Origin of the sequence: Streptococcus sp. 5004 (assembly GCF_013276755.1) — a bacterium.
Taxonomy (GTDB): domain Bacteria; phylum Bacillota; class Bacilli; order Lactobacillales; family Streptococcaceae; genus Streptococcus.
The window spans coordinates 16,153-42,668 of record NZ_VMLP01000030.1 but is presented as its reverse complement, the minus strand read 5'-3'; the positions used below and the strand labels follow the sequence as shown (position 1 = coordinate 42,668).

At 41.1% G+C, this 26,516-nt stretch carries 40 protein-coding genes and 1 tRNA gene; all 41 read right to left on the bottom strand.

Annotated elements, in window-relative coordinates:
- Positions 1-346: 346 nt before the first annotated feature.
- Positions 347-778, bottom strand: a complete 432-nt coding sequence (locus HT685_RS09465) for a DUF2335 domain-containing protein (protein WP_173278746.1) — start codon at positions 776-778, stop codon at positions 347-349.
- A complete protein-coding gene (locus HT685_RS09460; RefSeq protein WP_112445235.1) occupies positions 762-968 on the bottom strand; it encodes a hypothetical protein in 207 nt (68 codons plus the stop codon). The genes HT685_RS09465 and HT685_RS09460 overlap by 17 nt, the downstream gene beginning before the upstream one ends.
- A 176-nt stretch (positions 969-1,144) precedes the next feature.
- Positions 1,145-2,101, bottom strand: a complete 957-nt coding sequence (locus tag HT685_RS09455) for an N-acetylmuramoyl-L-alanine amidase family protein (RefSeq protein ID WP_173279060.1) — start codon at positions 2,099-2,101, stop codon at positions 1,145-1,147.
- Positions 2,101-2,436: a phage holin gene (locus HT685_RS09450; protein WP_173279059.1), complete on the bottom strand. Its 336-nt coding sequence runs from the start codon at positions 2,434-2,436 to the stop codon at positions 2,101-2,103. Before HT685_RS09450 ends, HT685_RS09455 begins: the two co-directional genes overlap by 1 nt.
- A 15-nt stretch (positions 2,437-2,451) precedes the next feature.
- Complete coding sequence (locus HT685_RS09445) at positions 2,452-2,787, bottom strand: hypothetical protein (RefSeq protein WP_173279058.1); 336 nt, start codon at positions 2,785-2,787, stop codon at positions 2,452-2,454.
- 29 nt (positions 2,788-2,816) lie between these two features.
- On the bottom strand, positions 2,817-3,599 hold the full coding sequence (locus tag HT685_RS09440) for a hypothetical protein (protein ID WP_173279057.1): 783 nt from the start codon (positions 3,597-3,599) through the stop codon (positions 2,817-2,819).
- Positions 3,600-3,604: 5 nt separating this feature from the next.
- Positions 3,605-3,937: a hypothetical protein gene (locus tag HT685_RS09435; protein ID WP_173279056.1), complete on the bottom strand. Its 333-nt coding sequence runs from the start codon at positions 3,935-3,937 to the stop codon at positions 3,605-3,607.
- 5 nt (positions 3,938-3,942) lie between these two features.
- A complete protein-coding gene (locus HT685_RS09430) occupies positions 3,943-4,419 on the bottom strand; it encodes a hypothetical protein (RefSeq protein ID WP_173279055.1) in 477 nt (158 codons plus the stop codon).
- A complete protein-coding gene (locus tag HT685_RS09425) occupies positions 4,409-4,828 on the bottom strand; it encodes a hypothetical protein (protein ID WP_173279054.1) in 420 nt (139 codons plus the stop codon). The genes HT685_RS09430 and HT685_RS09425 overlap by 11 nt, the downstream gene beginning before the upstream one ends.
- 52 nt (positions 4,829-4,880) lie before the next feature.
- Complete coding sequence (locus tag HT685_RS09420) at positions 4,881-5,033, bottom strand: hypothetical protein (protein ID WP_173279053.1); 153 nt, start codon at positions 5,031-5,033, stop codon at positions 4,881-4,883.
- Entirely contained in the window at positions 5,026-5,622 is a 597-nt protein-coding gene (locus tag HT685_RS09415) for a hypothetical protein (RefSeq protein WP_173279052.1), read from the bottom strand. Before HT685_RS09415 ends, HT685_RS09420 begins: the two co-directional genes overlap by 8 nt.
- A 17-nt stretch (positions 5,623-5,639) precedes the next feature.
- Positions 5,640-6,047: a hypothetical protein gene (locus HT685_RS09410; RefSeq protein WP_173279051.1), complete on the bottom strand. Its 408-nt coding sequence runs from the start codon at positions 6,045-6,047 to the stop codon at positions 5,640-5,642.
- Positions 6,048-6,055: 8 nt separating this feature from the next.
- The gene (locus HT685_RS09405; RefSeq protein WP_173279050.1) at positions 6,056-6,544 is read right to left on the bottom strand and encodes a hypothetical protein; all 489 of its coding nucleotides are present in this window, start codon (positions 6,542-6,544) and stop codon (positions 6,056-6,058) included.
- A gap of 4 nt (positions 6,545-6,548) precedes the next feature.
- Positions 6,549-6,998: a hypothetical protein gene (locus HT685_RS09400; protein WP_173279049.1), complete on the bottom strand. Its 450-nt coding sequence runs from the start codon at positions 6,996-6,998 to the stop codon at positions 6,549-6,551.
- Complete coding sequence (locus HT685_RS09395) at positions 6,991-7,266, bottom strand: hypothetical protein (RefSeq protein ID WP_173279048.1); 276 nt, start codon at positions 7,264-7,266, stop codon at positions 6,991-6,993. Before HT685_RS09395 ends, HT685_RS09400 begins: the two co-directional genes overlap by 8 nt.
- On the bottom strand, positions 7,259-7,852 hold the full coding sequence (locus tag HT685_RS09390) for a putative phage tail protein (protein ID WP_173279047.1): 594 nt from the start codon (positions 7,850-7,852) through the stop codon (positions 7,259-7,261). Before HT685_RS09390 ends, HT685_RS09395 begins: the two co-directional genes overlap by 8 nt.
- Positions 7,852-8,979 (bottom strand): baseplate J/gp47 family protein, encoded by a 1,128-nt coding sequence (locus tag HT685_RS09385; protein ID WP_112445269.1) that lies wholly within the window; start codon positions 8,977-8,979, stop codon positions 7,852-7,854. Before HT685_RS09385 ends, HT685_RS09390 begins: the two co-directional genes overlap by 1 nt.
- A complete protein-coding gene (locus HT685_RS09380) occupies positions 8,969-9,361 on the bottom strand; it encodes a DUF2634 domain-containing protein (RefSeq protein ID WP_023948079.1) in 393 nt (130 codons plus the stop codon). Before HT685_RS09380 ends, HT685_RS09385 begins: the two co-directional genes overlap by 11 nt.
- Before the next feature lie 2 nt (positions 9,362-9,363).
- Complete coding sequence (locus HT685_RS09375) at positions 9,364-9,666, bottom strand: DUF2577 domain-containing protein (RefSeq protein WP_015973671.1); 303 nt, start codon at positions 9,664-9,666, stop codon at positions 9,364-9,366.
- The gene (locus HT685_RS09370; RefSeq protein WP_234990573.1) at positions 9,666-10,631 is read right to left on the bottom strand and encodes a hypothetical protein; all 966 of its coding nucleotides are present in this window, start codon (positions 10,629-10,631) and stop codon (positions 9,666-9,668) included. Before HT685_RS09370 ends, HT685_RS09375 begins: the two co-directional genes overlap by 1 nt.
- Complete coding sequence (locus tag HT685_RS09365; RefSeq protein WP_061759919.1) at positions 10,631-11,323, bottom strand: phage baseplate protein; 693 nt, start codon at positions 11,321-11,323, stop codon at positions 10,631-10,633. The genes HT685_RS09370 and HT685_RS09365 overlap by 1 nt, the downstream gene beginning before the upstream one ends.
- Positions 11,324-11,336: 13 nt before the next feature.
- Positions 11,337-13,586: a tape measure protein gene (locus HT685_RS09360; protein WP_173279046.1), complete on the bottom strand. Its 2,250-nt coding sequence runs from the start codon at positions 13,584-13,586 to the stop codon at positions 11,337-11,339.
- A gap of 194 nt (positions 13,587-13,780) precedes the next feature.
- Positions 13,781-14,185: a phage portal protein gene (locus tag HT685_RS09355; protein WP_023948071.1), complete on the bottom strand. Its 405-nt coding sequence runs from the start codon at positions 14,183-14,185 to the stop codon at positions 13,781-13,783.
- 15 nt (positions 14,186-14,200) lie between these two features.
- Complete coding sequence (locus HT685_RS09350; RefSeq protein WP_033675938.1) at positions 14,201-14,665, bottom strand: phage tail tube protein; 465 nt, start codon at positions 14,663-14,665, stop codon at positions 14,201-14,203.
- Between the two features lie 13 nt (positions 14,666-14,678).
- On the bottom strand, positions 14,679-15,992 hold the full coding sequence (locus HT685_RS09345) for a phage tail sheath family protein (RefSeq protein WP_173279045.1): 1,314 nt from the start codon (positions 15,990-15,992) through the stop codon (positions 14,679-14,681).
- Positions 15,992-16,162 carry a hypothetical protein gene (locus HT685_RS09340; RefSeq protein ID WP_023948067.1) on the bottom strand — a complete coding sequence of 57 codons (171 nt, stop codon included), beginning with the start codon at positions 16,160-16,162 and terminating at the stop codon, positions 15,992-15,994. Before HT685_RS09340 ends, HT685_RS09345 begins: the two co-directional genes overlap by 1 nt.
- Positions 16,155-16,571: a DUF6838 family protein gene (locus tag HT685_RS09335; RefSeq protein ID WP_112445283.1), complete on the bottom strand. Its 417-nt coding sequence runs from the start codon at positions 16,569-16,571 to the stop codon at positions 16,155-16,157. Before HT685_RS09335 ends, HT685_RS09340 begins: the two co-directional genes overlap by 8 nt.
- Complete coding sequence (locus HT685_RS09330) at positions 16,561-17,052, bottom strand: HK97 gp10 family phage protein (RefSeq protein WP_173279044.1); 492 nt, start codon at positions 17,050-17,052, stop codon at positions 16,561-16,563. The genes HT685_RS09335 and HT685_RS09330 overlap by 11 nt, the downstream gene beginning before the upstream one ends.
- Positions 17,049-17,405, bottom strand: a complete 357-nt coding sequence (locus tag HT685_RS09325; RefSeq protein WP_173279043.1) for a hypothetical protein — start codon at positions 17,403-17,405, stop codon at positions 17,049-17,051. Before HT685_RS09325 ends, HT685_RS09330 begins: the two co-directional genes overlap by 4 nt.
- Positions 17,402-17,797: a hypothetical protein gene (locus HT685_RS09320; RefSeq protein WP_173279042.1), complete on the bottom strand. Its 396-nt coding sequence runs from the start codon at positions 17,795-17,797 to the stop codon at positions 17,402-17,404. Before HT685_RS09320 ends, HT685_RS09325 begins: the two co-directional genes overlap by 4 nt.
- A 15-nt stretch (positions 17,798-17,812) precedes the next feature.
- Complete coding sequence (locus HT685_RS09315; protein ID WP_173279041.1) at positions 17,813-18,805, bottom strand: major capsid protein; 993 nt, start codon at positions 18,803-18,805, stop codon at positions 17,813-17,815.
- Positions 18,805-19,386, bottom strand: coding sequence for a phage scaffolding protein (locus tag HT685_RS09310; RefSeq protein WP_173279040.1), 582 nt, complete (start codon positions 19,384-19,386; stop codon positions 18,805-18,807). The genes HT685_RS09315 and HT685_RS09310 overlap by 1 nt, the downstream gene beginning before the upstream one ends.
- 305 nt (positions 19,387-19,691) lie before the next feature.
- On the bottom strand, positions 19,692-19,934 hold the full coding sequence (locus HT685_RS09305) for a hypothetical protein (protein ID WP_173279039.1): 243 nt from the start codon (positions 19,932-19,934) through the stop codon (positions 19,692-19,694).
- Between the two features lie 54 nt (positions 19,935-19,988).
- Positions 19,989-20,168 carry a CPCC family cysteine-rich protein gene (locus HT685_RS09300; protein WP_223335869.1) on the bottom strand — a complete coding sequence of 60 codons (180 nt, stop codon included), beginning with the start codon at positions 20,166-20,168 and terminating at the stop codon, positions 19,989-19,991.
- On the bottom strand, positions 20,161-21,714 hold the full coding sequence (locus HT685_RS09295) for a minor capsid protein (protein ID WP_173279038.1): 1,554 nt from the start codon (positions 21,712-21,714) through the stop codon (positions 20,161-20,163). Before HT685_RS09295 ends, HT685_RS09300 begins: the two co-directional genes overlap by 8 nt.
- Entirely contained in the window at positions 21,695-23,110 is a 1,416-nt protein-coding gene (locus tag HT685_RS09290; RefSeq protein ID WP_173279037.1) for a phage portal protein, read from the bottom strand. The genes HT685_RS09295 and HT685_RS09290 overlap by 20 nt, the downstream gene beginning before the upstream one ends.
- Complete coding sequence (locus tag HT685_RS09285; RefSeq protein ID WP_112445305.1) at positions 23,101-24,366, bottom strand: PBSX family phage terminase large subunit; 1,266 nt, start codon at positions 24,364-24,366, stop codon at positions 23,101-23,103. Before HT685_RS09285 ends, HT685_RS09290 begins: the two co-directional genes overlap by 10 nt.
- 2 nt (positions 24,367-24,368) lie before the next feature.
- Entirely contained in the window at positions 24,369-24,830 is a 462-nt protein-coding gene (locus HT685_RS09280) for a stress-induced protein (RefSeq protein WP_112445307.1), read from the bottom strand.
- Positions 24,831-24,859: 29 nt separating this feature from the next.
- Entirely contained in the window at positions 24,860-25,591 is a 732-nt protein-coding gene (locus HT685_RS09275) for a ParB N-terminal domain-containing protein (RefSeq protein ID WP_173279036.1), read from the bottom strand.
- Positions 25,592-25,693: 102 nt separating this feature from the next.
- Positions 25,694-25,772: transfer RNA gene (locus HT685_RS09270), tRNA-OTHER, on the bottom strand.
- A 334-nt stretch (positions 25,773-26,106) separates the two neighbouring features.
- The gene (locus HT685_RS09265) at positions 26,107-26,511 is read right to left on the bottom strand and encodes a DUF1492 domain-containing protein (protein WP_173279035.1); all 405 of its coding nucleotides are present in this window, start codon (positions 26,509-26,511) and stop codon (positions 26,107-26,109) included.
- Positions 26,512-26,516 lie beyond the last annotated feature (5 nt).

The following is a 26,516-nucleotide window of genomic DNA, read 5'->3' as shown; positions in this document are numbered from 1 at the left end:
TTATTTAAGAGTAACTGAGATGCACTATATAAATAAAAATACATGGGTCAAAAGAGACTTAAAATAAGGGTTTGTGCGTTGTAAACTACATATATTTTTTACCGTAAAAATACAAAAGTTTACACCTTATGCCCCTTTTTTGCCCCTCTTTTCTTGAACAATAGGATTTAGATTTCTGTTTCTAAAGTTAAAAAATAAGCATTTTTGCAAAATAGAAATACAAGCTCTAATTTTGTTAAGGTCAACAAAATTGGCAACCAAGCGCTTTATAAAGCTATTTGTTGATGTCAACAAGTCAATTTCAGAGCAAACAAAAAAACCGCAAGCCTGAGCCTGCGGTGAGTAACTATTCTTTGTCTTTGTTTTTATTTCGATTATTCCCTGTAAACAAACTAATTAGCCCTAGTGCAGTTGTTCCAGTTAAAAAACTACCTGCAATTTGTTTACCTGTTGCTATTAAGTAAATTCCACCAATAGTAACAACGAGGGCGATTAAAAAGCCAAATAACTGTCCCAATTTATGAGAAGTAATATTCCCTGATAAGTATTTATCTTCCATAGCCCTACGATGTTGGCTCTCTGCAATACCATTATCAATAATCTTTTGAACAGCACCCGGATATAGCTCTTTATATCCTTTGAGAATATCTGGATGAGGTAGGTCACCTTGATAGATTTCCAACTTCTGTAAAACTACTTGACGCTGTTCATGTGGTAATCGCTCGACTTCATCAACGATATTATTGACTTCAATCAAATCTTTATTCTCGGTATCCAAATTTCATTACCTCTTTCTGAATGCCCATCGTTGATTTCTTGTAATCACTTTTGACTTTCTTCCAGTCTGGGACTGTATCAGCTTTTACTTTTGGAATGTTCTGGTTAAAGCTAAAAATAGGCAATACAATTGCTGTCATACCAAGTAAAAAAGACTTTAAGTATTGAGGCTGTTTTGTATTTTTTAACATACCAAATTCCTCCTACTCGCTCCATAATATTTTTTGAATTAACTTGATTATGACATCTTTCTTTAAAAAAGTCAGTCTTTCTTACTCTTTTTAACAAAAAAAATCCCCACAAGAACGAGTCCTGTGGGGTAGATACACATTTTAGAAAAGTTTTCCTTTCATTTTATTTTTTAAAATTATTTAACTGTAATCAAGCCGTCTGGCTCAACTGCGAACTCTGGCTTGTCTGCCATTGTTCCGTCTGGTTTGAGGTAGTACCAGCCTGTTCCGTCTGCGGACTGGACGAAGGCGTTTGATACCATAGCACCTTCTTTACCGTCTAGGTAATACCAGGTATCCTTGTACTTGACCCATCCTGTCTTCATAGCGCCCTCTGTGTCAAAATAATACCACTTATCAGCGATTTTCTTCCAGCCTGTAGCCATTTCGCCTGATTGGTCAAAGTAGTACCAGTTGCCGTCTGTGTGCTTCTTCCAGCGGTCTGCAAGCATATAGCCTGAGCCGTCGAAGTAATACCAGGTTCCGTTGATTTTCTCAAACTTGTCTTTTGGATAAGAGCCGTCTGAGTGTACATACCAATAGCCTGTATCGTTCTTCTGCCAGCCTACTTCGATCGTCAAGCCACTTTCAATATCCTGCTTGAACTGTTCGCGGCTAATGCCCCATTTGGCTAGATATGGATAAGGGTCAATGTGGTCTGAATGGTTGTCGGGTTGGTTATTGGTACAGTATTCATGCGTTTTGATACCTGCCAAGTCGTCTGTATCAAGAGTCTTCGGCAAGCCTGCTTCATCTGCTAGATTGCGTAGCAATTCGATATACAGACGGTAGTCTGTCATGAACTCTTCTTTAGTTGAATGGCTTTCAATCAATTCAACTGCTGCATAGGTCTCAGCATTCCAACCGCCACCAACGTCCCACATTCCCTTGTTTACAGGGCCTACTTGCATGACACGACCGTTACCAACGACATGAGAAAAGAACCCAAGTTCAGGGTTCTTTCTGTAGTGGTAGTCCGCCTCGTTTTGAGCTGTTGAGTTGCGGTTGCCTGTTGAGTGAGCATGCACTTGTCTATAAGGTTGCACTCCGACTTGTGGCAAGCCTGTACGTAGTCTGCTTGTATCGATATCCATTACTCTTGTCCTTTCCAAGCGTCATTCATCTGCTTAACGGCTGACTCTACAAAGGTATCCAAGCCCTTGTCGGTCATGCTGATGTTATATTTGAGCAGCTCTGCACGAATTTTAGCGCGAGCCTGTGCCAGTTTTTTATCACCTTTATAACCTGTCTCAGCAGCCACCTGCTCCACGGCATGAACTGCGTTCTTGGCTAGGATTTCAGCGATAATAACCGCTTTTTCTCCGCCTTTTCGCAAAAGATAATCTTTTACTGTTTTTACCATACTGCCTGCGACTACCGCTAAAAAGCCTGTCGCAAAAGCGATAATAAATTCATTAAATTGTATCATGTGTTGTTTCCTTTCTTATTCATAGTAGAATGTGATATCAAGGCTAATATACCCCGTTGTGACTCCTACGCGTTTGAAGTTTTCAATTGTTTCGCTACTTAGATGAAAAGTGTATGAATTATCAGAGATACCCACCGATTTTGTCGTGATCAACGGGAATTCGCTAGCGCCTATTCTTACTTTTGTTATTTTCTTGTTTTCAAGAGTTGTTTTTATATCTTTTTTATATACAAAAAGACTATAATTTTTAAAAAAAGAGAGAGTCACATCTTTTATGGTAACACTTTTCAAACCCTCCCACACCAACCTATCACCAATATAGCGCTTGACAATCTCCTGATTGCCTAACATGATTCTTACTCTATCTCTCATAGCTTCACCTACTTAAAAATATCGTAAATCGTGTGAGGGTCTTTGGTAGTAATAGCATCGTACTGCTCTTGCGTACCTGCCCAATAGTTGAGTGCCTGCGAACCGTTCTGATTGACAATGTTCTGACCAGGAGCTCCCGTTGCTCCTCGTTCGCCATCGTTGATGTTATCCAAATGGGTAAAAGCAGAGGCTTTTAAACCTCTGTAATTCACTTCAATGCGGACTTCGAACCAGCCACCAGAGCGCTGAGTAGCATTCCACTGACCAAATTTCCCATTTGCATCAGGCGTTTGATTTCTCAAAACACCCCAGCTATTATTCCCAAAACCACGGTAGTAATAATCAAGAGTATAGCCACTCGTGACTGCTTCGCCATCGTAGAATACATCCGCAAACAGATTCAATTGGCTAGTAGAGCCATTCTTATAAGAACCCTCAATACGAACGCCAGCATTCAAACTATGCCCATTTTCCCCTTTTAAGCTTTCTCTCTGGCTGGATGTCAGATTGTCAAATGACGGACGATTTTCTAAGGCGGAAATCCTAGCCTTGATTGGGATATCATTGTACAACTCCCATTTTTGAGCGTAAGTAGACAAGTCTTGGTGGGAGGTCAAGTAGCCTTTCTCTTCCAGCTCCGCTTTTGTAACGAGGATTTCTGGATTGACTCTCGGTCTACTCTCAAGAGAGTCCAGTCTTTCCTGGACTTCCCTATCCTTTAACTCTGAATCTTCTTTGATTGCCTTGACATCCTCACCGATTGCTCTTGCTAGATTTTCAAGGTTACTCATAGCTATCACGCTTTCGCTGCGTTGTAAGTCGCTACCAAGTCAACATTGGCAATCTGGTCTACACGTCCGCTGACTTCAGTTACTTTGCCAAGAAGTGCGCCGTTTTCGTCTTGCCCCATGCTCGTGATTTTTTCTGCGATTTCTTTCAGCGTATCCAGATTTTCAGGCGTTCCCTCACCCAAGATTTCAGCCTTAACCTCGGATTTAGCTTGAGTGACTGCCTGAGAGATAGCTTGCGTCATTGCTGAAGTCTCCACTTTAGTGCTGACGTTTTGCTTCACTTCCTTGATATCTGCTCCTACTGCTTGTGCGAATGCTGTTAATTTTGTTGTGTCCATTGTTTTCATACCTTTCCAATATTATAAAAGAAGAGTAGATCGGGAAATTCCGGACATACTCCACCTTCGCTTGCAGGCCTTTCTGCAAGTTGTTTTTTTACTTCTTCTGCGATATCCAGCTCCTTAAGAGCATGGACTTCTTCTGTGACCAATTCCTTATCTGAAGCCACTATCTTGATATGCGTCGTTTTGTCGCTCGGAAAAACATATCCGCCAGCGCTAATCTCTAAGCGGTATTTCCCAATTGGAAAGATAGCGTCCAGATTAAAATTCACGCTTGAGTTCGTGACAGTTACGCTCTTCTTCCACTGGTACTTGCCCATGGTCAGACTAACGACCGCCACCTCCCCCTCCAGAGAGGGGACGGCTCGATAATCTTCGTCTAAGAGGACAAATCCAAAGGTGGAAGCCACATCACCCTGTTTAATGAGGTAACCGCCATCGATCTGTGCGAGATTGGTCGTATTGAGATTACAGACCATTCTGCGCCCCTTTCTCATCTTCAACCAAGATGTCTTCCTTAATCTCCAATTTTCCAAAATCGTTGAATAAGCGGTCTATGTAGCCATTACCTCCTAAAGCCTTGTAGCTTTTGTGCAGACTTTCCACTAGTGAAAATTCGTCTTTTGAAGTGAACCCTCTACGAATAGCCCGTCGCATATCACGGTCAAGGCGCAACTTCATAGTATTTAGATGCGCCTCGTCGTGCACTTTTAGCTTTTCCTGTACTTCATCGATTTTGGAATTGCTATCTTTAGCGGTAGTCTGGACATCTTTAATCTGTTTCTTGACATCGGTTAGTTCCGAGACAATTTTATCTGTTTCTTCTTTGGCTTTTTTCGGTAACCGATAGCTTATCCAAGCAATGATTGTTGGAGTTAGCACTGGCATTACGCTAGTGAAAAAGTGTTCTATTTTTTCAAAGACGTCCATAAACACCTCGCTAGTTTGCCAAATGGCTCAAACCACGTCGCTTCAATTCCTTGCGCACACTGTCTTTCCAGCGTTTATGTACCCATGAAAAGTCAACTGCTCCACGTTCCAGTAGGTTGATGTACATGTCGATTTTTGCTTGGTCTAGTGTAATCTTACTCATTGTTGCTACCTCCATTGTTTTCACTAGTGCTCGCTTCGCTTGTCGGTGTAGGAATTTCATGTTCTGTCTCGCTTTCTGTTGGTTGTTCTACTGCTGGTGCAGGTTGGATAGGCGCTTCTGCTACTGGTTGCTCAGTAGTTGGTTGCGCTGGTGCTGGTTCATCAGCTTGGTTTTCTGTGTCCGTAGCCTGAGGGGCTGCCCCGTCTGCCTCCTCTTTCTCCCCCTGGTCAGTCTCTCCTTGAGCTTCCAGCTCTTCCAATCGTGCTAAGATATCCTCAATATCCTGAGCATTCTGGAGATTGACCTTCTGCATGCCATCCATGAGCTGGTTGGCTCTCTCCAGCGCTTCCGTTGTCTTAGCCAATTGTTCTTGCGTTTTAGCCAATTGTTCTTGGTTTTTGACAATGGCGCTAGTTGGGTCAAGTTCGGTACGTAGAATCTCTTTGACTGCTTCAATGAGCGTTTCGTCCGTGTCACCCAAACGGTCACCCTCCAACTCACGAGTGAAAAAAGTAAACGGCTTGTCGCATTGAATAGAGACTTCCGTCTTGTCAACTCTAAAAAATTTATTTACTAATACAAATTCCATGTTTAATGTTCTCCTGATTATTTAAAATAAAAGTATAGTGAATCGTTTCTAGTGACATTACTTTTGAATACTTGTCTTTGATTATCGTCTTTAAATGAGATATAGAGCGCACTTCCTCTACTGAAATTATCTGGCCTTGTATCCCTATCGTACAACCGCGCATACTTCGCATAAACAGTTGTAATTGTATTGTTCTGGTGCTTAATCCGTACTTTAACATCATTTACTTTGCTCTCGTCACGATATTTATTGTTGAAATCACTTAAAGCTATTGAATCAAAAACCAAATAGCCTTGTGATTCAAACGGAGTTCTTAGATTCTGGAAATATCCAACATAGACCCATTTCTCCCAAACCAAACGATTACCAACATACCGTTCTATAATCTCATGTCCTCCGACATAAATTCCTTCTCTTGTAGTCATAAAATCACCTACTCATACACATCATAGATTGTGTTGGGATCTTTAGTTCTGACTGCTTCATATTGGGCTTTTGAGCCATACCAATACTTCATTTGCTGGTTTCCGTTTTGGTTTACAAATTTATTTGCTATCACTTCGGACGGTGTACTTGGAATTCCAAGCGCTGACCTGTTTACTCGTAAAACACCCGAACTATCGACTGTAATCGTTGAGTTGTCAGGTCGCACCACACCAGCCTGCCCACTAGTGGCAGTCTTTGCTTTCATCACACCATTTGACACTTCTGTCGTCTGATTATCCGGCCTGACAATCCCGTTTGAGTTTGACGTAGCCACTGATATAGCTGATTGTGGTGTTGCAAATGTTCGTTTTAAAGTGGAAACAGGAACTTTCTTTAAACCTGCTCCACTATGAACTAGCACCACATCTCCGTCTGATACATTGGATAATGTGGGCAAATCAGTAGCTTTTCTAACTTGGTTACTCATAATTACCATTCATCTATTCCTCCCTTTCTACTACTTGGTATTTCCAATCAGCTACGACTAGATTGTTGTTTTCGTCTCCTAACAATACATCATCATTATCTTCCGCTTTGATTGGTACATAGAATCGATTCTGTAATACCATTTCTTCTAGCAATGACAATCGTTGTTCTTGCTCGGCGACTTCTCTTTTTGTAGCTTCATGATCTGTGTAACTGGCTTGTCTTACGTTGTCTACATTCCCCAAGCCTACCTGAGCCTTTGTCACATTGTGTGGATTGTTGCGGTTGTTGATGTGACCAGTTAGGTCAACCTTCTCAGCCTTACTTCTGGTGAACTCGTCAATCTTTTCAGGCAGACCGTCAATGTCTGCAACCTTGTGCCTGTGACTTGAATCGGCTTTGTTTTCCCATCGTTGCGCATCCTCAGCGCCGATGATATCTCTTGACCTCCAGATTTTAGCCATCTGTTAGCACCTCCAGTCTATATTTGAATCGTGTCGTTGTTTCAATCGGAACGTATACATCAATAACAGACTGAGGGACATTTGAAGCGTCTAACAACTCAATCTTATTGATTTCTCTGATTGAGTCTGGTACCAAGAAATCAATCAAAACAAAATGTTGCTCTCGTTGTTTCTGTATCGTCACAATTTGATTATCATTCAACCTTGCTTTGTTGATTTTAGCTAGTACGGTTTCTGTAACTGTATTTAGTAACGTTTCTTTAATCATTGAATAAAACCTCCTCTTGCGGTCCTTCGTATTCAAAAGGTGTCACACCTACAACTGCATAACCTGCTCTAGCAAAGTCTACTGACGTCTTGAATAACCGTTCTTTCAGCTTGACTCGTTCTGTTACTGTTGGGATATGCGTATATCCCATATTTGCTGGCTTTATTGCATTGACAAAAATAACTGACTCTCTGAAAAGTCCGCTCGTTTCTGCACCGGACTCAATCAGTAATACCTGATTAGCGAAATCTACTGAAGCCTTGTACTTTCCTTTTCCGAAAAGGTCGTCCAATTTGCGAATTAAAAACCACCAAGAAAACGGTGGTCTCATATTGATCCGCAACAAAACACGCTCTCTTCTCCACTCCAACGTATCGTCAGCATGAGCAACAATACCGTAGACTTCTTCAAATTTCGTTAAGGTAGGGACATCACAGAGCATAATAAACTGGTTCTTGATGAACTGCTCTAACGAGACAGTCCCGTCTTTAAACAGAGCGTTTTCAACTCGAACAAGTTCCTTCATATCCTTGACGCCCTCGTAGTAATCTGGAACGTATTCAGATAAGTTTACCTCTTTCACCATTAAACTGTCCTCACTGTTCCTTTATACGGCAATTGTTGTAATTGTCCTGTAAAAACAAGTGCTAAATCAGCTTCACGGTTATTCAATTTCATCTTATCAACGTTTGCGATACCTGTAATGGTCAGTAGCTTGGCCATTAACTGCGAGCGATAGATTTTCATGCTGTAGGTGTTGACATCTGAGTATTGCGCCCAGTTCTTTCTCAAGTCTAAGAAATACTGGTCTAGTGTCTTGTCTACCAGTTCTTTCACTTGATTTAGCTGATATCCTGTCATCAACTCAAGTTTAAACTCAATATCAATCGGGAATCGTGTCGCAGTCGTAACCGTCACACGGTGGTTGATAGGAGCTAGTCCAACTCCTTTTCCAGTATATTCTAGTGGATCCAGAACATTTTGCACCTTCTTAATTGTCTCAGTAGACGCCAAGTTTAAGTCGTTGTCTAAAACAACCACTTTAACCGTTCCTGAGCCGTTCCAAACTGGATAGACCTGAACTGCGCCAACACCGTCAATTTCACGAACACGCTGAACGTACTCGATGAAGTTACCGCCAAACGGCTTCTCATTGACGTAAATCAAGAAACGCTTCCGCAATTCATCGTCAGTTTCTTCATCTTGCCCAGATGTAACGATTTCCCCTAAGACTGCAGTGGCGAGGTTCCTGTAGTTCTCCAAGGGTAAGATATTGCCGTAGTAGCGGTTTCCGACAACGCCAGTCGTCTCACACTCTACTTCATACTTGCCAGCTACATTAGTTGCACGAACTACCTTGTAGATGAGTGCAGCATCGTCAATTGTCGCAAAACGAGAACCTAAAGCGATTTGTACGCCTTCTTTTCTCTCGTTTTTAAACTCCGCAAAGCGTACCGCTTTCTTGGACGGATAACGATGTAGACCGAACTCCTCAACCTTGTAGTCTAGGTATTGACCAATAGCAGTCTGTGGAAATGTATCTAGCAGTAGATTTTTCAACTGCAAATAAAAACCAGCTAACTCGTAACAAGCAGGCGCTAATGCGTCATAGATGATAGAACCTTCCCGTGTATCAATATTTTCATTGACACGAGAAAGAGCGTCATTCATCAGATAATCAAACGTGTATTTTTCTAAGAAATCACCTATCATTAATCAGCGTCACCTCCTTTTCAACTTTAAATAAACCGGATATAGTATGGACTTCAAAGACACAAAGCAAGCTGTCCTTGGTTTGCTGCTCGATGAAGAAATTTTGGACACTTTTAATTCTTGTATCAACTAATAAGGCTTGAGAAATTGTTCTCTCAAGGTCAGCTTTTACAAAATCATAAGGCTTTCCTATCAAGCGCTCCAATTCTACTCCGTAGTTCGAAGAGTAAATAACCCACTCAAACCGTTCTGTAAGCAAAATCTTTTCAACTGCTTGCCTCATGGCTTCTAAGCCGTCAATATATCCGTGTATTCTGCCATTTTTCACTTGATAAGTGTAGGATGGCAAAACAACTTCTTCAATGTTTCGTATATCTACCATCTTCACTCCATCCTTTGTAAAACGTAGTATAATTGCCCGTTCTGGGCTTTAATCATTAAGACTTTGTCTCCTGCTTCAAGATCACGAAAAACAATCCATCTCTTGTTGTCCCCTTCAGTATCTCCAGTGCGTAGTTCTTTAACCATCGGACTTAGAACTAAAAAAGACTCAGGGATTTCAAGTTTATTATTAACCTTGATTGTTAAAGGAGAAACAGATGTGACAGAGCCAAAAACAATATCTGTTCTGTCTGTCCCATCATCTACTCCTTGCGCCAAAAGGCGTGCCAATAACTCTCCTGCCATTATTCCAGTGTCCTCAATTCTAAATCCATTGTATGCACCTTGTCCCACTTGTGGGTACATTTAGAGATGATGCCAAGACTGTTCTTCTTAATCCCTTCAGACTCTAAATCAGCAAAATCCAACACAACACTGTTGCCTGCACTGATTCCAAGATGTCCTAAACAAGGGACTTTAAAAGTCTTTTTAGGATGATTTTTAGCTTTCAATAAGAGTTCAGCCTTCTGTTGAATCTGACTCTCATTCATTTTTTCATCCACTTTTTCGTGGTACTGCAACTTGCCCCAAAGAGCCACATTTTTAGAGTCTTTCACAACGTAAACTTCACGCTTATTACTCTGCTTGTTGTCTTTAGTCAGCTTCACATAGTTGTAACTGTCATCGATAGAGCCTTCATAGTCAAAGTCTGTCGCTACGCTATCATCACCAATCACTAAGTCAGTAATCAGCGAATTTAAGGCTATATGCTCGACTGTACCAAAGTTATCTCTGATGATGTACCACATGCCACCATGAATCAATGTTAAGTCCAAAGCGTTCTGGATCATCGCAAAATAAGTTTTCTTATCTTCGATTTTCTCAGGACACGTCCAGTTTCCCTCGTCAACAACTTTGTACTCAAGTTCTGAGATTTCGCAAATCTTACTAAAGATTTCATGACTTTTAGAGGCTTCAAACACGATTGTATCAGTGTTTTTCAGGTACCTCATTCTGTCATAAGCAGTAACAGACCATTTCTTGGCTGATTTCCGCTTTTTCTTGAAAACTTTACCGTAAAAAATGCCCTTATCATCTACCTTGAAGCGGATAACATCCCCAAAGTTACAAGCGACCTGCGAGTCTATAATCATATCAAACTCAAGTTTCCCCGGCTGAAAATCAATGCTAGTTTCCCATTTGACACCTCCGACCAACTCAGTGATATCAAAGACTTTACCGTCATTCACATCTTGAATCAGAAATTCCATCATAGGACTTGCACCGAATCAGCAGTAACCCAACCACGCCAACCGCCATCAAGCATAGTAACGTGATAAGGATGCGACCCTTTCATATTGATATAATTGACAAGTCTAGTTGCGTTTGACTCAGTTTGACCAGGCCCTTCTCCATAGCTATCTCTATGAAGTTGCCCATTAACAAGCACCTTTGCACCGATAGTCACTTCTTTCTTAGTTGAGGGAGCCTGTTCTTTCTGAGGCTGACTAGCTTTCTTCTCTTCTGATACCTTCTTCTCGATTTTTACAAACCGAGCCTTGGCCATCTTGTACTCTTTGAAAGTGATGTCGTAGTAAACATCCTCATGAATACCAGCTTTTCTTTGTTGCTCAAAACTTTCAACTGTCGCAAGCATATTGATACCCACGCCAGAGATAATCAAGCGACAAGGTTCTTTGCCGTCCATGATTTTCTTCAAGAGTCGGACATAGGTTTCAGGCGTTCCTGATTTATTCAGGACATAAGAGCGAAAAGTGTCTCTAGGGAAGAATGAAGTGAAAGTAACCTCAGAGAGTTTAGGAAAACTCATCTGGGTTATTTCTCCTAGCGCAATACTCGTTGTTGACTCGTTATTTGCGCTATTCTTCGTTTTTAGCTCTTCTGGATTTACAGGAAGTTGTGTGACCTGACCTTTGTACTCTACGAAAATACCAATCGCCATTTCTTTCTACCTCCTACGCAATTCCTAGGTCGCTATCGACCAAACCGACAATCTTTTCTTCAATTCTGTCAACCAAATCATCGATATCCTGTTCAGTAGCGCTATTTTTAGACTCATATTTAACACTAACTTGAGGTGTTAAAACTTGGTAATCAATGATGTACTTACGTTCTGCAACATCACGCATCATCTTGATATCTTCGTCTTTCAGCTTGACTTCATCTTCAATCTTACCGACGTTACCAATGTTCTTGCCTTTGCCTAGCTTGTCGCCAAGACCACCAGCACCACCAGAAGGAGCACCAGCCCCTGCAGGCGTTTGGTTCATTTGGTCAAACTTAGAAGCAAGTTCGTCTTGACCTTTCATCTTATCAGCGAAGCCTTGCATGGCATCACCAACACCTTGACCAAAAGCCTTGGTACCACTAAAAGCATTGCCAGCAGTTGAGAAAGGATTTTTCATCCCATCCCATAAACCGCCTGGAGTTATCATGTTAGCACGCATGCCGTCAAAAGATTCATAATCATCAGGAGCCTCTCCTGGATTAAACATCTCTCCCATAGCACGGATACCATTGGCAAAACTACCATCATTAGACATGTAGCCTATTTCACCAACCTCTCCTATTTTAGGAGCACCGGGAATTTTATTTATTGCTCTAATAATCCAGTTTATAGCCTTAATAGCCATGTTTGCACCGGCTATAAAAGCATTACCGATAGATTGCGCTACATTGACCACCCCATCAACAAACGAAGCAAAATAATCTAATACAGTTCGAATAAGATTATAAAATAACTTTCTGATGGAATATATCGGGTGCTTAAAGACATTTCTCAAAAATTCTGCAATTGCTAAACCAATATTGTAAATAACTATGAAGAGATTCACAATCGGTGCAATCATATACATTACAAGATTGATAACGAACATAATGACGTCATAAACTACCGTTCCGACAAAGACAAAGGCTGCAACGATAGCAGCTGCAACATCTAAGAATGAAATCCCCATAGCATTTAGAGCCATACCGATTAATAGCGCGATTCCAATTACACCTATCAGTATCAGCATCAGCCAAGCCCAAGGTGCTCCTGCCATCAAACCCGCTACAAACATTGCAACACCTGCTATAAGAGCAACTGCCGCAAGAAGTATTAATGCAGTCATGACTATATTGATGTTCTCAGTAACCCAGTTCCAACCTGCAACAAAGAGATTAAAGAGCCACAAAGCTATCTGGCCAATCGCAAACATAGCGGTTTCTAAACCTGCCATGAAGTTCTGTCCAGCGGTACTGTTAATGAACTCTTGCCATGCTTGAATTAAAGGCTGAAATGCGTATGAAGCAACGTTACCAACCTGAGTCATCATGTCGGCAAAGGTCATCGGCATTTTCGCAAACTCAGCGTTTGTTTCAACTGCTGAACCAAGCAAGGCACTCTTAAGGATATCTCCTGTTAGTTGGCCATCTTTAGCCATCGCCCTCAATTGACCAACGCTGACACCAAGGTGTCTAGCTAGTTTTTGGGCAACAAGCGGAGCGTTCTCCATCATAGAGTTAAACTCATCACCACGAAGAACCCCTGAAGCAAGTGCCTGTGTGATTTGAAGCGTCCCTGCTTTTTGTTGCTCTAAGCTTGCACCACCGATTTTATAAAGTTTATTCAACTGTTCAGCGAATGCAATAGCTTCATCATTGCTTTTAAAGGCTTCTCCAGCTTGTGAGCGTAGTTTAGCCACTGAGTCTGCCATGATACCGAAGCCAGTCCTTGAGCGTTGTGCTGCCGCCATGATACCGTCTTGGAGTTCTTGGCCTGTCTTAGATCCGTCTTCTATCGTCTTAAGCCTTGCCATGGTCTGAATATAATCATCACCTGACTTAATCAGGCCACTCATTAAATTAGCCATTTGCCTCAAGGCTTGAATAGCAACCATGAAATTCAAAGCACGAGAAATAGAGGCCATACGACCAAGCATGGATGTAGCAACGCCTAAGCCACCAATAAGAGGCCCAGTTGGAGGAAGTTTAGGAGCGATAGGTGCAGCCGGTTTAGGTGCTACAGGACTAGCAACTTTAGGCACATTTAGATTTTTAGGCATATCTGCTTTGACTTTAATCGTTGCAGTTTGCGTCATCTTCTTGACACGTCTATCCAAATCGCCAAATTTTCCAATAGTTCGATCGATTGTGTTATTAATCTTATTCAATGAATTAGAAAATTTATCTTTAAGCGTTAGGGTCTGTGTTAATGTAGTCATCTTCTACCGTCTCCTCCTTCCTCTGCTTTTTCTTTCCATTTCTTTGTGTTCCTTTTCTTCTGCCTCTACTCGGATATCGATAAAGGCAAAAATCAAGGCTTTTTCACGTTTAGATAAACTATCCAAAAAGGACGGAGTCCAGTTGAATTGATGCAAACAGTAGTAAGCATAACTCAACTCTGCGTCCCCGTCCTCTAGTCGTTTTTTGCTTCTTCAACAAGATCATTGATATCTTCGTCAAAGCCGTTAAGCGACTGGATTTCTTGCATTAGGGTAGCATATTCCCCAATCTTCAACATAGCTTTTAAGGTTGCTGCTTCATCCCCAACTGTACGATAAGATTCTTGTAGTTGAGCATCTTTTAAGTCTGGCGTAACAACGCAGGCAGACATCAAAGAGTCAATGTACTTATCGTTGTTGAACTCAGGAATAGCCACACCTTGGCGGTTTTTCTTCTTGATTGTCGCACGTTTCTTCAACGTATCGTTTAGACTTTCGTCAATACTTCGAATGACAAAAGGAGATTTGAAACGCTTAAGGTGTACTTCCTTTGTTTCTTCCTGCTGAACGTTTTCTAGTAAAAAGTCTGAAATTGCCATTTATTTATCCTCTTTCTAACCTAATTTAGGCGCATTAAATTTTTCCAAGATATCCACATCTTCAAAAGTAAAGTTGACTTCTTCTTCCAAGAAATCGTCCTCAACTTTTAGTTGAGCCATCACAACTTCATCAAGGTTACATTCACGCAAGATAGTTGTTTGGCGACCGATTGAACTTGTCGCATCATCATTAGTCACTTGGATATCAAAGAATGTATCCCGACCATTCTTCATGTAGTCCAACATCATTTCCTTGAATGTTGAAGTGACACCGTAGATGGTCATCTTACCTTCTCCCTTGAAACCAGTCGATTTTGATTGCGTACCTCGTTTGTTAAGGGTGCGGACTTCTTCTTTGTTTTTCTTAACTGTCGCTTCAAGTTCCTTTACATAGAACATAAACTCATTTCTTCCGTCGATGTGAATAAAAGCGGTACCTTCCTGACCGCTGATTACGTCACGACCTTTTAAAAAAGCCATACTATCTCCTTTCCTACTCTACTGTAACTGTCATGTACAGTTTTTCCATGCTGTCCACTGGTTTCACTTTAACGTTAACCACTACAGATTCTTTCAACTCACCACGTAGTACCTCGATGTCTTCCACTTTGAAGTCTTCAATAGCGCCACGAGCCTCAAGGTCTTTGAAGTAGCGAATACGGTTCGCTTTGAACGCTTGACGTCCATCTTCGTTATTGCTTACCTTTCCAAGGAAATACTCAGAGAAAGCATAACGAGTATCGTTCACGATATCGTCCAAGGTACGCAAGATACGGTTCTTACGGAAGTCTTGGTTCTTTTCAATCGTGAAGCTGACGTGTGAGTTGATATCTTGTTCAACTACCGCACGACCACGACGAGCAGTGAAGACAAATTGCCCTTTCAAGAGCGCATCTTCTGTCTCTGTATGGCTCAAACGCCCCACAACGTCAACAGAGTCTTCATACTTCTCGTAAGTCAATGATTTCTCAACACCAGCATTTGCGCTTGCTGCTGCAACCCATACAGTCGCTTTAGTCTTATCAATAACTGTCTTGTCAGACAAGATAACGCCATTTTTAACGTTGATTACCGCTTCGCTATCTGCATCTGAGTCCGCCACAACCAATTGAGCACCAAGACCTTCGTCTTCACGCATACGTTTGATAAAGTTGATAGCCGCCTTCTTGATAGAAGCGTCTTCTACTGGCAAGGCCATATAGTTAAATTCAACTGTTTCAATCGCCTTGAAGTATTCTGAGTAGTCTTGAGTTGATACTGTTCCATCAGTACCACCAGTCAATTTAGCACCAGCCACTGCTTGCAATTCGCCTGTTCCTGAAAACTCAACTAGATCATTGTTTTTTAAATCAGCCAAGACTTTTACAGTTTGCGAGTCCATAACAACAGTATCAAGGAATGTGACAACATCAAATGAACTTGGGTCATCTACGTTTGTTTTGACCGTTACTGTAATGTCATTCCCACGGACACCGCTATATTTAGCTTGAGCCGTTACATTGTCTGAAAGGCTTACGTTTGCCTTTTCTCCCGTATTCAGACGATAAAGCAAGACTTCACTAACACGCTTGAATGCTTCATTTAGCAACAAAAGCTGAGGGCTTTCTTGCTCATAACCTAGTTTTTTAAATAGGTCTTCGCCACGTCGAATTTTCATCAGTTTCTTTGATTCTCCGAAACTGAGTGCCAACGGTACTGTTACGACACCATCACCACCAAGGCGAGTCATTGCGATGTCTTTTGATTTGACGTTGATGTAAGCACCTGGTCTTACTTTATTTTGGCGTTTCCAAATTCCACCTGCCATTAGTTAATCTTCCTTCCTAGTTCGTATTCTAGTTTTGCTCGTGCTTCTTCCAAACTATAAGACTCTTCTGGGTCTAAAATAGCCCCCAAAATGTCTTTTTCTCCGTTGGTAAAAGCGCTACTTTCCAAAATGTCCGCAGTAGGGAACACAATTCCGTCTACATTATCCATCTTTTACCTCTTCTTTCACTTTCAATTCACGTTGTTTGATATCTTCCTCTTCTAACTTCAAGCGTGTGCTTGCGTTAAAAATACAATGCAGAATGTTGTCAACCACTTCATACTGACGGTCAAATAAATGAATCGTCGGCAAGTGTAAGAGTTTATAACTCAATTCTTCCTGCATTGCTAAACACTCGCTACGCTTTTTCTTAGGAGGAAAATAAGACAAATCCACTTTAGAACGTACTTTCACATATTTATTGGCCTCTGGAGTGTACTTAGTATCAACCACATGGATAAAAAAACAAGGCTCTTTAAAACCTTGCTCTACTTCATCCAGATAAATCCTGATGTCAGGATATAACCCCTTGATATGACTAACTAACTCCTCGACTAACCGAAAGCCTTTATTTGCCATTTCCTAACACTACCTTTCTCATAAAGCCATCATACTTATCACGGACACGCTTCTCCATATCGCTTTTAGTATCTTCAACCGTTTTATGAAGGAAAAACTGCCCTGGAACAAAGCCGCCATTAACCGTCTTATGCCCGTACTCAACGTGTGGGGCATAGTAGACCTTGTTATAAACTTTCTGCTTATAAGTCCGTCCAGATACTTCAATACGGCTTTTAGACCAGCCTTTTTGCAAGGTTCCGCCTTGTTTTCCATGAGCACTTGCCCAAAATTTGACGTGTTTGCCATCTTTGGTAGTGAACTCCACCCAATGATCCGTATAAACACCGACGGGTGTTCTCTCTTTCGCTTTGGACTTTAGTTCTGTACCTTCATAATTCAAGGTCTGCCTCATAAATAGGTCTACTTTCGCATGATTCACATTCCTGTTGAAGTTATTAGCGAACTTAGCGAAACTACGATAATCAAAACTGCCACTCATGACTTGCCCTCTAGCTTTATAGCAATTTCTTGATGTGACCAATACTGACCAATAGGCACATTAGAACGTGTAAACACTTTAACGTGCCCATTTCTATCAGTCACCTCAATCTTGCAACCTGCAGGAATATCATAGACAACGGAGCAAAAGAGTTTCATATCATAGCCGTTAGCTTGATAGTCGCTCCCGTTCGTTGAACTATTGCTCATTTGCGAAATCCTGCAAGGAATGTCCTCTAATAGCACGCTTTCTGACATACTGATCAAACCGTCTATCTCTTGCTCTTCATAACCTTTTACCGTCATTTTACAGTCATACAAGCAATCAAAGACTGTCTTAGCATATTCGGTCATAGTAGCTTCCTAAAACGATTCAACTGACGCTTGTAGCGCTCAAGTGATGACGGCACTTGTTTCATTCGTTGAATCATTTCATAAGGACTAACCTTTCCGATTGTCGTATCACCCATTTTGATACTCTTGACCGAAAAGTCATCTGCGCCAGCTTTTTCAGCAAGAACGCTTTGCTCCTTGACCTTGTCCAGTAAGTCGTTGGTCATGTCTATCCATACGTTCTCTAAACGTCCAGGCACATTGTCTTGGTGAATATAATTCAAAATCTCGTTTTCTGCTTGGGTCAAAGCGTAGTGAAGAACTTCCATATCTTTGAAATAATTATCCTGACGCATTTTCCGAACACATGAGATCAAGTACATTGTGTTGTCTTGTTTCAATTCTTGAATCATATTCTGTCACCCAATCTATTTGCCAATTTTGTGTTTCAAAGCGATAATACCGATGTTCTTAGGCTCATAAACACGTTGCCAGTTTTTGAATTTAGCCAAGTCAGCATTTGATGGAGTGATGTTTCCTTCAGTCACTTCTGCGCCAGTCCATTTCACACCGTAAGGGTGCATAACAAGGGCACGACGAGTGTAAATCATGTCGTTACCTTTAGCTGCTTCACGAGAAGTTTCAAACGTAGTCAATCCTGATGGATTTCCTGTGTTAAGACCGATTGAGCCAGTACGGAAAAGGTATGATGTATAAACATCTCCTGCTGGTGCAATACCATCATCGATAATAACACGGTAACCAAGGTAGGTTGGAATGTTGATGGTCGCAGTTGTTGGCTGGATGTATTGAATCAAGTTGTCTTTTTGTAGTTTAGTGTAAACCGCTGAGTTCATAGCAATAGCAGTAACTTGATCAGCAGAATCTCCAAGCAATTGTTTAGCGTCAAGTACCATAGCTGCATCGATACCAGTAGACGCTTTTGATTGGTCTGATACGTGAGTTTCTTCCAGCGCACCTTTCTCTCCACCGGTACCAGTAGCAAAGATACCATTCAAGGTAGCAATCAAGGCTTTTTGGTCTTCACGCAACCAGTAAGCACCGATACGGTTCAAGATAGCACGGACTGGGTCAGAACCGGCTACAATACCAGTCAATTCGTTGGCAGCCCAACCACGTCCACGGTAAAGAACGCAGGCGATGTCTGCTCCAGCAGTAATTTTTCCAGTTTCTAGGGCTTTGTCGCCATTTCCGAGAACCTCAGAATCACCAGTAAGGTCATTCCAGAAAGGCATGTTGACCAAAAGACCACCAGATGTAATGTTTTTAGAGACACGCTCATCTGATACTGCAATACCACTTTGTACAAAAGCAGATTTAGCAGCAGTGTATTGTTGCATGTAGACATTGTACTGTTGAGGTGTAATTGTGTCTAGAATTTTTGTAAGTTCATTAGCCATTAGTTATTTTCTCCTTGTTGTTCTAAAAATTGAGTTAGGTTAAAGTCAAGATTGCTCATAGCAGTTTCCCAACTCCCTAAATTAGCACCTTGCCCATCGCCTTGATTTGGCGTGTATTGGGCTTGTTTCTCCCCGTTAAAGAGATATGGACTCTTAGCACGCTGAGCCTCGATTTGCTCAGTTAAGCCAATCAATTTGCCATCTTTTACAGAGATTTCGTCTTTATTTAAGATTTTCTCAAAAATTTCTGCGTCTCGAACGCCAGCTTTTGTCAATTCAGCATCGATTAAGCGAGATTTGTTCTCATCTGCCAGTTTCATCTCAAGCGCTTCTGTATCTTGTTTGTACTTAGCTTGTAAGTCCTCTAGCTTTTGCTGAATATCTTCAACATCTGCGCCTTTTTTCTTCAAATCATTCAAGTCTTTATCACGTTGTGTCAGCTGTCCACGCACGCTCTCCAATTCGCTATCTTTACTTGCTACATCATCCTTAAATTTTTGGACAGAAGCACCATACAAAGCGAAGACTTGAGAAATTTGGTCTTCAGTTAAGCCGATGTTTGCCAGTTGTTCTTTTTTCATTTTGAAAATCCTTTCCTCTACGCTAGGCTTTTTAGGTGTTCTCCATCACCAGTCGCTCCGCTTTTGTTAGGACTACGGACTTGTCCAATAGTTGAACCTTTTAACGCCATGCCCAGGGCGAAAAGAAAACCGTACGGGATTCCATACGGTTAGAGCATAAGAAAACCGCCTCGATTTCGATGCGGTTAGGTTATTTTTTGATTTCTTTGACTACTTGTTTTACAAATGCTATGATAAACAGCATCAAGAACAAAAATACCAACCACCCAAAAGCGATTGATACCCAATCCCAGATAAACATGTCTTTACTCCTCTACTTTTTCGTATGTTTCTTTAAAGATGTCAGGTTTGCATGGATAAAATTCACCTTGCACGCCTTTGATAATGTAGTCACCTTTTTGAGCCACCATGTCTCCCTCAAGCGTTGGAATGACAATACTTGAATCAGAGCACAAGGTATTTTGACCAATAAACTCTCTGATTTCTTCATAGTTTGAGCCAATAAATCTAATGGCCTCAATCACTACTGGTTTTTTACGATATTTCATTTCTCGCTCCTTTCTAAACATAAGAAAAGCACTTAGATTTCTCTAGGTGCTTTTTTATCTAATTGGTAAGCCTTTTGCGTATGCTTCCTTAGCCTCCGCAAGTGTCATTTTATTAGGACCACCATCGATATTAAATGCTCCCGTATTTTGCCAATGACAAACATCACAAATATCATAAGTTTCCACTAAATTTCCACATACGGGGCAATGCACATGTTCCCATCCGTCAATCATTATTATATTCTTTTTTATAGTCGTCATGGTAATATTCCTCTCCATCATCTGGCTTAAACATAGTTGTTATTCTCGCTTTTCCTGAGGCATTTCTTTTCCCAATCGCAATTGTCCCCGTTTCTCGATTAAATCGAACTCTTCTTTCTCCAGTATCATAACCTATAATATTTTTAGAGACAACAGAAGATAATAAATTTCTAGCCAATTGTTGATATTCTTCAGGGCTTTCCGCTCCGAACTCTTTCCCATGACTTTTGAAATGTCCATTTAAAGATTTCTCAGTAGGAAACTTGGACTTTGTCCATCTGATGCGGTCTTTTAGTTCCTTGTATCCCTCAACATCATTATACTTCAAATCATAGAAGCCTGCAAATGTTTTGGGCATATTTTGAGAGCCTAAAACCTGCCTATAAGCTATGAACTGCTCCTTGGTTCTGCGGACTCTGTCCTTTTCCAATCGTTCAGCTTGTAGCTTGTCTTTGATGGCAGTCTGACCATACTTATCAAGTTGTTGCTTTCGCCAATCCTTGAAGGTCTGACCACTTTCAACCTCATAGCCTTTCCCTGTTTCAATATCTCTTGCATAGCGTTTCCCACCTTTTTCTAAGGCAGGAATCGTCGTACATCGACAGTGAGGGTGCATGGTCGGGTAATTTACACCTTTCTCTGCATCCTTAACAAGAAATACCTTACCATCCAACTCACCACAAATAGGGCATGTGTGAACCTCTAAGGTCGCTAGATACCTGTACTTCTTGATATTGTCGTCCTGATATTCATCCAGCGTTGCCTGAGCCTGAATACCGTTCGTTTCCGTCTGCAAAACAGTAACCGCACGATTACGAGCACGTTCGAACTCAATTGCTAGAAGTTTACTGGACTGGTCTACGGGATAACCTCGGTTTAAATCATTGGTTACAAGCGACTCTACTCTACTAACCAGTTCGTCCATATTGCTACCCCAAACACGCTCAGAGAACCGCTTGCCTTTGAAGTTTTCGTTGATCGCCTTTTGAAGATACTCTTCTTCTAGACGCTCAGGCTTGAAATTCGGTTCTCTTTTGGTCTGTTTATGGTAGTTGTAAGCACGATTTAAGTAAGTTTCTTGGTAGGTTTGTTTGAGATGTGTTTCTATTCGCTTGTTGATTTTACCAGTCATTTCAGCGATATCCATCTCAACACCAGCAAACAAGGCATCTGCATTTGTTTTGACCTTTATTGACCTTGACCACTCTGTTAAATCAGGATGTTTCTTAACAAAACCAGCAATCTCTTGCTTGGTTTTTAATTGGTCAGTCTTAGTCAAGGATAACAGATAAAATGGCAATGAGTCACTGCGATTTTTAGATACCCTCTCAAACACCTCTAAACGCCCTGTAATGCGTTTTAGTGTTCTGCGGTATAAATTATCGATGTAGTCTATTATCTCGCTGAGGTCGTCAATCTGAGCCAGCTCATATAGCAATCTGTCTTTCTCTTCTCGGTTGAGGTCGTCAAGAGATTCGATAAAGGCTATTTTCTCTTCTTTATTCAGTTTCCGACTCATGCTCTACCTCTTCCATGTCGTAGAGTTTTTCAGATTGTTCCTCTTGGTCAGCTTTCTGCAAGCGTAGTTCATCCTGCCAATCTTCTACAATTGGATTTGATTTAGCTACATTCTCTCTTGATGTGATAGTTGCAAGAGTAGAAACTACTTGAGCCATTTCTGTATCGTTATTGATTGAGTTCCGTGTCCATGTTTGCTTGATTTTGAGTTTATCGGATAACCCTAGATGTTTCAAGATCATCTTAACAAGTGTGGCATATCCACTTCTGAACTGAGTTTCCATGTTTCCAGCTTTTAACTCTAAAAGAGAGTAAAGGAACTTCAAAGCAACACCAGAACTGTTCCCCAGCTTATCTGTTTCAGGGTTAACCCCTTGGCCACTAATAAAAATTTGTTTCTTAGTCCGCTCTAAAATCAGATTTCTGGCTTCGGTTGGGATGTCAATCGCAATGGTTGTAACACCTGACTGGTCTCCCATGCCGTCGTTGTCCATCTTAATCATCTTGTAGCGTTTCAAATCTTCAAGAAACTCTTGCTTGTCCTGCCCACCGTAGTTTGTAAGGACAAAGATAACCTCTTGGACATCGTCTGTATCATTGACAAATCCACTAAAGACCTTGTCGTAAACATCAACTAGGTCTTTGATTGGCTTCAAGTCATTGGTCTCGATTTCATTGTTTTTAAACGGAATAAAAGGAACAAGGCCAAAATCGTGTTTAAAGCTATTGTCTCTTGAGCGGTCGCCATTCATGGTATCAATCAAAGAGATTGCTTGGAATGACTCTAATTCTTCCAGTGGCTTATTTTCTTCATGACGATAGAAAGAACACTCTTTATCGTTCCAATATTCGTAAACAGTATAATTCTTACCATCTGCTTCATCTATGCTAGAGTAAACTCGCAGCACCCCAATCAACTTCTTATCCAAAGACTTTGAGTAGATAGGTATCACTTCTTTTGAGTCCACGCAAGCATATCTAAACGAGTTATCACTAGCAACTTTCCAAACGTGAAGCCAAGCGATACCAGCATTTCCTGCATTAACGCAAAGTTGCTTGCTGATACGTTCATAATCGTCTCCTAAGACGTCTACAATCTTATCATTAACGCTTTTATCGTCCACATCAAATGTAGGCGGATAGGTCAACGCATAAGCCTTTTTCTGGTCAAGCAATAACTGGTGCCAGTTGTGACTAATACGGTTGTCAGCATTACGAAACGCATTATCTTCTGCTTTCGCTTCATTCTCAGCGCCTTTCTTATCAGCAGGCTTACGCTTTCGTTTAATATCATTCTCGTTACGATAGTATTTCTCGGCTTCAGCTGCTTGTGAGACAAACTTTCCATGTTTGACCATCTGCGACGAGATTATTTTTTTAATTACTTCTATTTCCAAACAGTCATACCTCCTGACTTGAATAATACTGTATAGCAGAAATAACGCAGGGCGTCCATTGCGTGGTCAAATTGCTTGATAGGTTTGTCCTCGCCATTTGCTGAGGCTTTCTCGTCCCAGACATAAGCGTGGAACTCTTTCAACGTATTCACACAACTCTCATGTACTGCTATTTTCTCTTGGCCTAGCATAGACCCAACAAAACGAATGCCTTCAAGGACATTATTTCTAGCTTTTTTGATTTTGTATCCTCGCTTCTTCAATTCAGCAATGAATGAAGCAGCAGACGGGTCAATAATAATACGTTCGATGTTCGTATCTCCTAGCCAAGCAGCTAGATCATCAGCATACTCAGCATTGGTCTTCTGTACGTTCTCGTCACGACCTGAGTAATAATATTCCCTTGTTAAGTAATACTTGCCATTGATGTCTTTTTCCCACAGAAGAAAAACGGTCGCATTCTGCGTACCGTAGTCGACCGAGACATATTTGCCCAGCTTGCTCATTTCTGGCAATGTTGATACAACATGCTTATCCTTACTGAACATATCGTAGACAATACCTTCTGCAACCGTCCAAAGACCTTGAATGTAGCGCTGATAGAAAACACCTTGATATTGACTTCTATAACGCTTCTTGATGTTCTCTGAAAGAGAAAGGTTATCGTCCATGTCAAAATGCAGATAAAGCATGTTCTTTGTTTCCGCTTTGTCTATCCAGTTGACTTTAAACCAATGATAAGGACCGTCTGGGTTGCAGTTGAACCACCACTTCGAGCCTGTCACAGAACACCGTCCTGTACCTTGGTTAACAAACGACTCAGGCATAAGCGCTACTTCATCAAAGAAAATACCTGCCAGCGTCAAACCTTGAATAAGATCCTGTGAACTCTCGTCCTTACCACCAAAAATATAGAAATCATTCGACACGTCGCCTTTTGAGATTTCTATCAGGTTATCCGTCCGGTGATAGACGTAGCTAAAACCTCTTGACTGTATCATAACCAACAATAACTTCAGGACATTACGATTAAAAGAGCCGATTGTCTTTCCGCACATCGCAAAGTTTTGATGGTTGAATGATGTCATCGCCCAGATAACGAATGCAAGGCTCATAGAGACAGTCTTACCAGAACGGATAGCACCATCAGCGATAATGCCTTCTGACTCATGAACTGGAGAGTTCCAAAGCCACCAAGTCAGCACTTTCTTCTGCTTTTTGCTAAAAGGTTGGAATTTGAAGGTATTGGTTTGCATTCTTAATCTTGCCAAGTTTCTTCAACCACCCCTTCTAAAGATTTAATAAAGCCGTCGTCTTTAACGTCAACCTCTGATGTTCCTATTTGTTTTCTAAGCTTCTCGTTTCCTAGCTTGAGCGCTTCAATACGTTCTCTTTGCTCTTTCTTATCAAGAGAATCTTTTGCATCTGTCGTAGTCAGCTTGCTGATTTGTTCAAACGCTCTAACGTTACCTTTCATAGCCTTCTGCATCATAACCATCGCTAAAGCCATTTCGTTAGTTGTGTCAAACCCCATATCTTCAAGTTGCTTCTTAACGTTTGGACTTGCTACATCTGCTTGCAGGATTGTCTCAAAAGCCTTTTTAAGGTTCGATTTTTTTCTTCTAGCTTTACCAGAAGCCACTCCTGCTTTTTTTGCATTTTCTCGGCGTTCGCTCGGAGTTCGTTCTGAATTTTTTATCAAATTTTGCTCATTAGCCATCGCCTCACTTCCTTATCAAAAAAATAAATTTAACTTACTTTTTCAGCGGTAAGTCCAGTCTCTTCTTCCCAACGTTTAATGGTCCGCTCTACATACACAGGATCCAATTCCATTGCATAACCAATTCTTTCAGAGCGTTCGCAGACCATTAATGTAGAACCTCCACCATTAAAGCTATCTAGTATCTTGTCACCTTTTTTACTGGAATTCAAAACACATCTAGCAATCAACTTCAAAGGCTTCATCGTCGGATGGATGTCGTTTCTAACAGGTTTATCCTCGTAAAAGATAGTTGTAGGGGAAGCGTCCTGCATGGTCTTGATATAAGAGATTAGCTCGCTTTTTGTCATTTCTTTTAGATTTTCTTCATCTTCTTCAAAATCATCTAAAGAAAAGTCAATATCTTCGAACCCAAACATCGTCATATCAAAACCAGTAAGTTCATCTAATTCGCTATAAAGTAGTTCAACGTCCCAATCAGCAAGCTCCCCTGTCTTATTATCAGCAAGTCTAAATGCCTTAATCTGTTCCTCTGTCAAATCATCTGCAATAAGAACTGGTACAGTTTTTAGCTTTAAAAACTTCGCTGCCTTAAACCTTGTATGTCCGTTTACGATTTCTCCATCAATCGTTGCGACAATCGGAACCTTAAAACCGAATTCCTTTATAGAATTGGCCACTGCTTCAACTGCTTGTTCATTGTTCCTAGGGTTCTTTTCGTAAGGTCTTAGCCATTCAATCGGCTTATCAACAATCTTCACTGTTTCCCTCCTCCAAAAACCAAAAAACACACATCAAAAAGATATGTGTTTCTCGGGTTATATAGTCTTTGACTTTGTTTTTTACAGCCAATTCTGTAAAAATTGGAACGACAGGACTCGAACCTGCCTACGTTTCAGACCCTTTATAGTCATATCGCTCCACCAACTGAGCTACGTTCCAACTGCAAGGCGACTACTACCTTGCGTGTTAATTAGAAATAAATTTTCTGATTTATTTTTTGTAGTCATTAACGGCGATGCCCGGAATCGAACCGAAGGAAACATAGGGGAGAAACCACTTACCTGTCACCGCCAAAACGAGACCGAAGCCTCGAAAAAATATAATAAAGATAAAGGAGACGTCAATGAACGAAATAGAGGGAAGGACTCGAACCATCAATGCCCTTTACGACACTCTGATTTCAGGTACCTCTCTTTTCAATTCTTGACACTACCATTCTAACAGATTTTTAGAACCGTGCTGTTCCAAAAAGTCCCATACGATCACTATGAGGTTAGATGACTTCTCCCAAAGCTAAAACCGCCTCATTTTTTAACCTGTAATAGGTTGTACGACTCATCTTCAAATCATAACAAACGCTATCAGCGGTGCCTTTGTTGATGTAAGTCATTCTTAATACCGCCCTGTGTTTGGGATTTTTAAGCCTGTTGATCATTCGACCTAATTCAAGTTTTCTGTTAATAACCTCTTTAGTATCCTGCTCTATAGCCTCTTTCATCACTACCAACTGAGTATAGACATCATCAACTTTTCTAGTCTGTCCACCTTGGACTTTGACACCTGACCACTTAGGACTTGAGAGCAAACCTGCCTCAAGCTCATTGATTTCATCTATACGGCTTTGGATGTCCATGTCAAGGTCTTGTAATTCTTTCAATAGCTCTTTAGCCTTGTTCACTCTCT

Bases quoted from the DNA above. Each gene is read 5' to 3' on its own strand.
- HT685_RS09435 (WP_173279056.1), bottom strand. From the start codon at position 3,937: ATGGACACAACAAAATTAACAGCATTCGCACAAGCAGTAGGAGCAGAT.
- HT685_RS09320 (WP_173279042.1), bottom strand. From the start codon at position 17,797: ATGATTCAAGAATTGAAACAAGACAACACAATGTACTTGATCTCATGT.
- HT685_RS09460 (WP_112445235.1), bottom strand. From the start codon at position 968: ATGTTAAAAAATACAAAACAGCCTCAATACTTAAAGTCTTTTTTACTT.
- HT685_RS09450 (WP_173279059.1), bottom strand. From the start codon at position 2,436: ATGATACAATTTAATGAATTTATTATCGCTTTTGCGACAGGCTTTTTA.
- HT685_RS09280 (WP_112445307.1), bottom strand. From the start codon at position 24,830: ATGGCTAATGAGCAAAATTTGATAAAAAATTCAGAACGAACTCCGAGC.
- HT685_RS09360 (WP_173279046.1), bottom strand. From the start codon at position 13,586: ATGACTACATTAACACAGACCCTAACGCTTAAAGATAAATTTTCTAAT.
- HT685_RS09335 (WP_112445283.1), bottom strand. From the start codon at position 16,571: ATGGCAAATAAAGGCTTTCGGTTAGTCGAGGAGTTAGTTAGTCATATC.
- HT685_RS09285 (WP_112445305.1), bottom strand. From the start codon at position 24,366: ATGCAAACCAATACCTTCAAATTCCAACCTTTTAGCAAAAAGCAGAAG.
- HT685_RS09350 (WP_033675938.1), bottom strand. From the start codon at position 14,665: ATGGCTTTTTTAAAAGGTCGTGACGTAATCAGCGGTCAGGAAGGTACC.
- HT685_RS09410 (WP_173279051.1), bottom strand. From the start codon at position 6,047: ATGACTACAAGAGAAGGAATTTATGTCGGAGGACATGAGATTATAGAA.
- HT685_RS09440 (WP_173279057.1), bottom strand. From the start codon at position 3,599: ATGAGTAACCTTGAAAATCTAGCAAGAGCAATCGGTGAGGATGTCAAG.
- HT685_RS09445 (WP_173279058.1), bottom strand. From the start codon at position 2,787: ATGTTAGGCAATCAGGAGATTGTCAAGCGCTATATTGGTGATAGGTTG.
- HT685_RS09300 (WP_223335869.1), bottom strand. From the start codon at position 20,168: ATGATTGACGGATGGGAACATGTGCATTGCCCCGTATGTGGAAATTTA.
- HT685_RS09315 (WP_173279041.1), bottom strand. From the start codon at position 18,805: ATGGCTAATGAACTTACAAAAATTCTAGACACAATTACACCTCAACAG.
- HT685_RS09325 (WP_173279043.1), bottom strand. From the start codon at position 17,405: ATGACCGAATATGCTAAGACAGTCTTTGATTGCTTGTATGACTGTAAA.
- HT685_RS09330 (WP_173279044.1), bottom strand. From the start codon at position 17,052: ATGAGTGGCAGTTTTGATTATCGTAGTTTCGCTAAGTTCGCTAATAAC.
- HT685_RS09390 (WP_173279047.1), bottom strand. From the start codon at position 7,852: ATGGTGAAAGAGGTAAACTTATCTGAATACGTTCCAGATTACTACGAG.
- HT685_RS09365 (WP_061759919.1), bottom strand. From the start codon at position 11,323: ATGGCGATTGGTATTTTCGTAGAGTACAAAGGTCAGGTCACACAACTT.
- HT685_RS09380 (WP_023948079.1), bottom strand. From the start codon at position 9,361: ATGGTAGATATACGAAACATTGAAGAAGTTGTTTTGCCATCCTACACT.
- HT685_RS09310 (WP_173279040.1), bottom strand. From the start codon at position 19,386: ATGAAAAAAGAACAACTGGCAAACATCGGCTTAACTGAAGACCAAATT.
- HT685_RS09385 (WP_112445269.1), bottom strand. From the start codon at position 8,979: ATGATAGGTGATTTCTTAGAAAAATACACGTTTGATTATCTGATGAAT.
- HT685_RS09305 (WP_173279039.1), bottom strand. From the start codon at position 19,934: ATGAAATATCGTAAAAAACCAGTAGTGATTGAGGCCATTAGATTTATT.
- HT685_RS09425 (WP_173279054.1), bottom strand. From the start codon at position 4,828: ATGCCAGTGCTAACTCCAACAATCATTGCTTGGATAAGCTATCGGTTA.
- HT685_RS09420 (WP_173279053.1), bottom strand. From the start codon at position 5,033: ATGAGTAAGATTACACTAGACCAAGCAAAAATCGACATGTACATCAAC.
- HT685_RS09355 (WP_023948071.1), bottom strand. From the start codon at position 14,185: ATGGCAATTTCAGACTTTTTACTAGAAAACGTTCAGCAGGAAGAAACA.
- HT685_RS09345 (WP_173279045.1), bottom strand. From the start codon at position 15,992: ATGGCAGGTGGAATTTGGAAACGCCAAAATAAAGTAAGACCAGGTGCT.
- HT685_RS09395 (WP_173279048.1), bottom strand. From the start codon at position 7,266: ATGATTAAAGAAACGTTACTAAATACAGTTACAGAAACCGTACTAGCT.
- HT685_RS09405 (WP_173279050.1), bottom strand. From the start codon at position 6,544: ATGGTAATTATGAGTAACCAAGTTAGAAAAGCTACTGATTTGCCCACA.
- HT685_RS09295 (WP_173279038.1), bottom strand. From the start codon at position 21,714: ATGAGTCGGAAACTGAATAAAGAAGAGAAAATAGCCTTTATCGAATCT.
- HT685_RS09415 (WP_173279052.1), bottom strand. From the start codon at position 5,622: ATGGAATTTGTATTAGTAAATAAATTTTTTAGAGTTGACAAGACGGAA.
- HT685_RS09400 (WP_173279049.1), bottom strand. From the start codon at position 6,998: ATGGCTAAAATCTGGAGGTCAAGAGATATCATCGGCGCTGAGGATGCG.
- HT685_RS09375 (WP_015973671.1), bottom strand. From the start codon at position 9,666: ATGGCAGGAGAGTTATTGGCACGCCTTTTGGCGCAAGGAGTAGATGAT.
- HT685_RS09340 (WP_023948067.1), bottom strand. From the start codon at position 16,162: ATGGATAATGTAGACGGAATTGTGTTCCCTACTGCGGACATTTTGGAA.
- HT685_RS09370 (WP_234990573.1), bottom strand. From the start codon at position 10,631: ATGGAATTTCTGATTCAAGATGTGAATGACGGTAAAGTCTTTGATATC.
- HT685_RS09455 (WP_173279060.1), bottom strand. From the start codon at position 2,101: ATGGATATCGATACAAGCAGACTACGTACAGGCTTGCCACAAGTCGGA.
- HT685_RS09430 (WP_173279055.1), bottom strand. From the start codon at position 4,419: ATGGTCTGTAATCTCAATACGACCAATCTCGCACAGATCGATGGCGGT.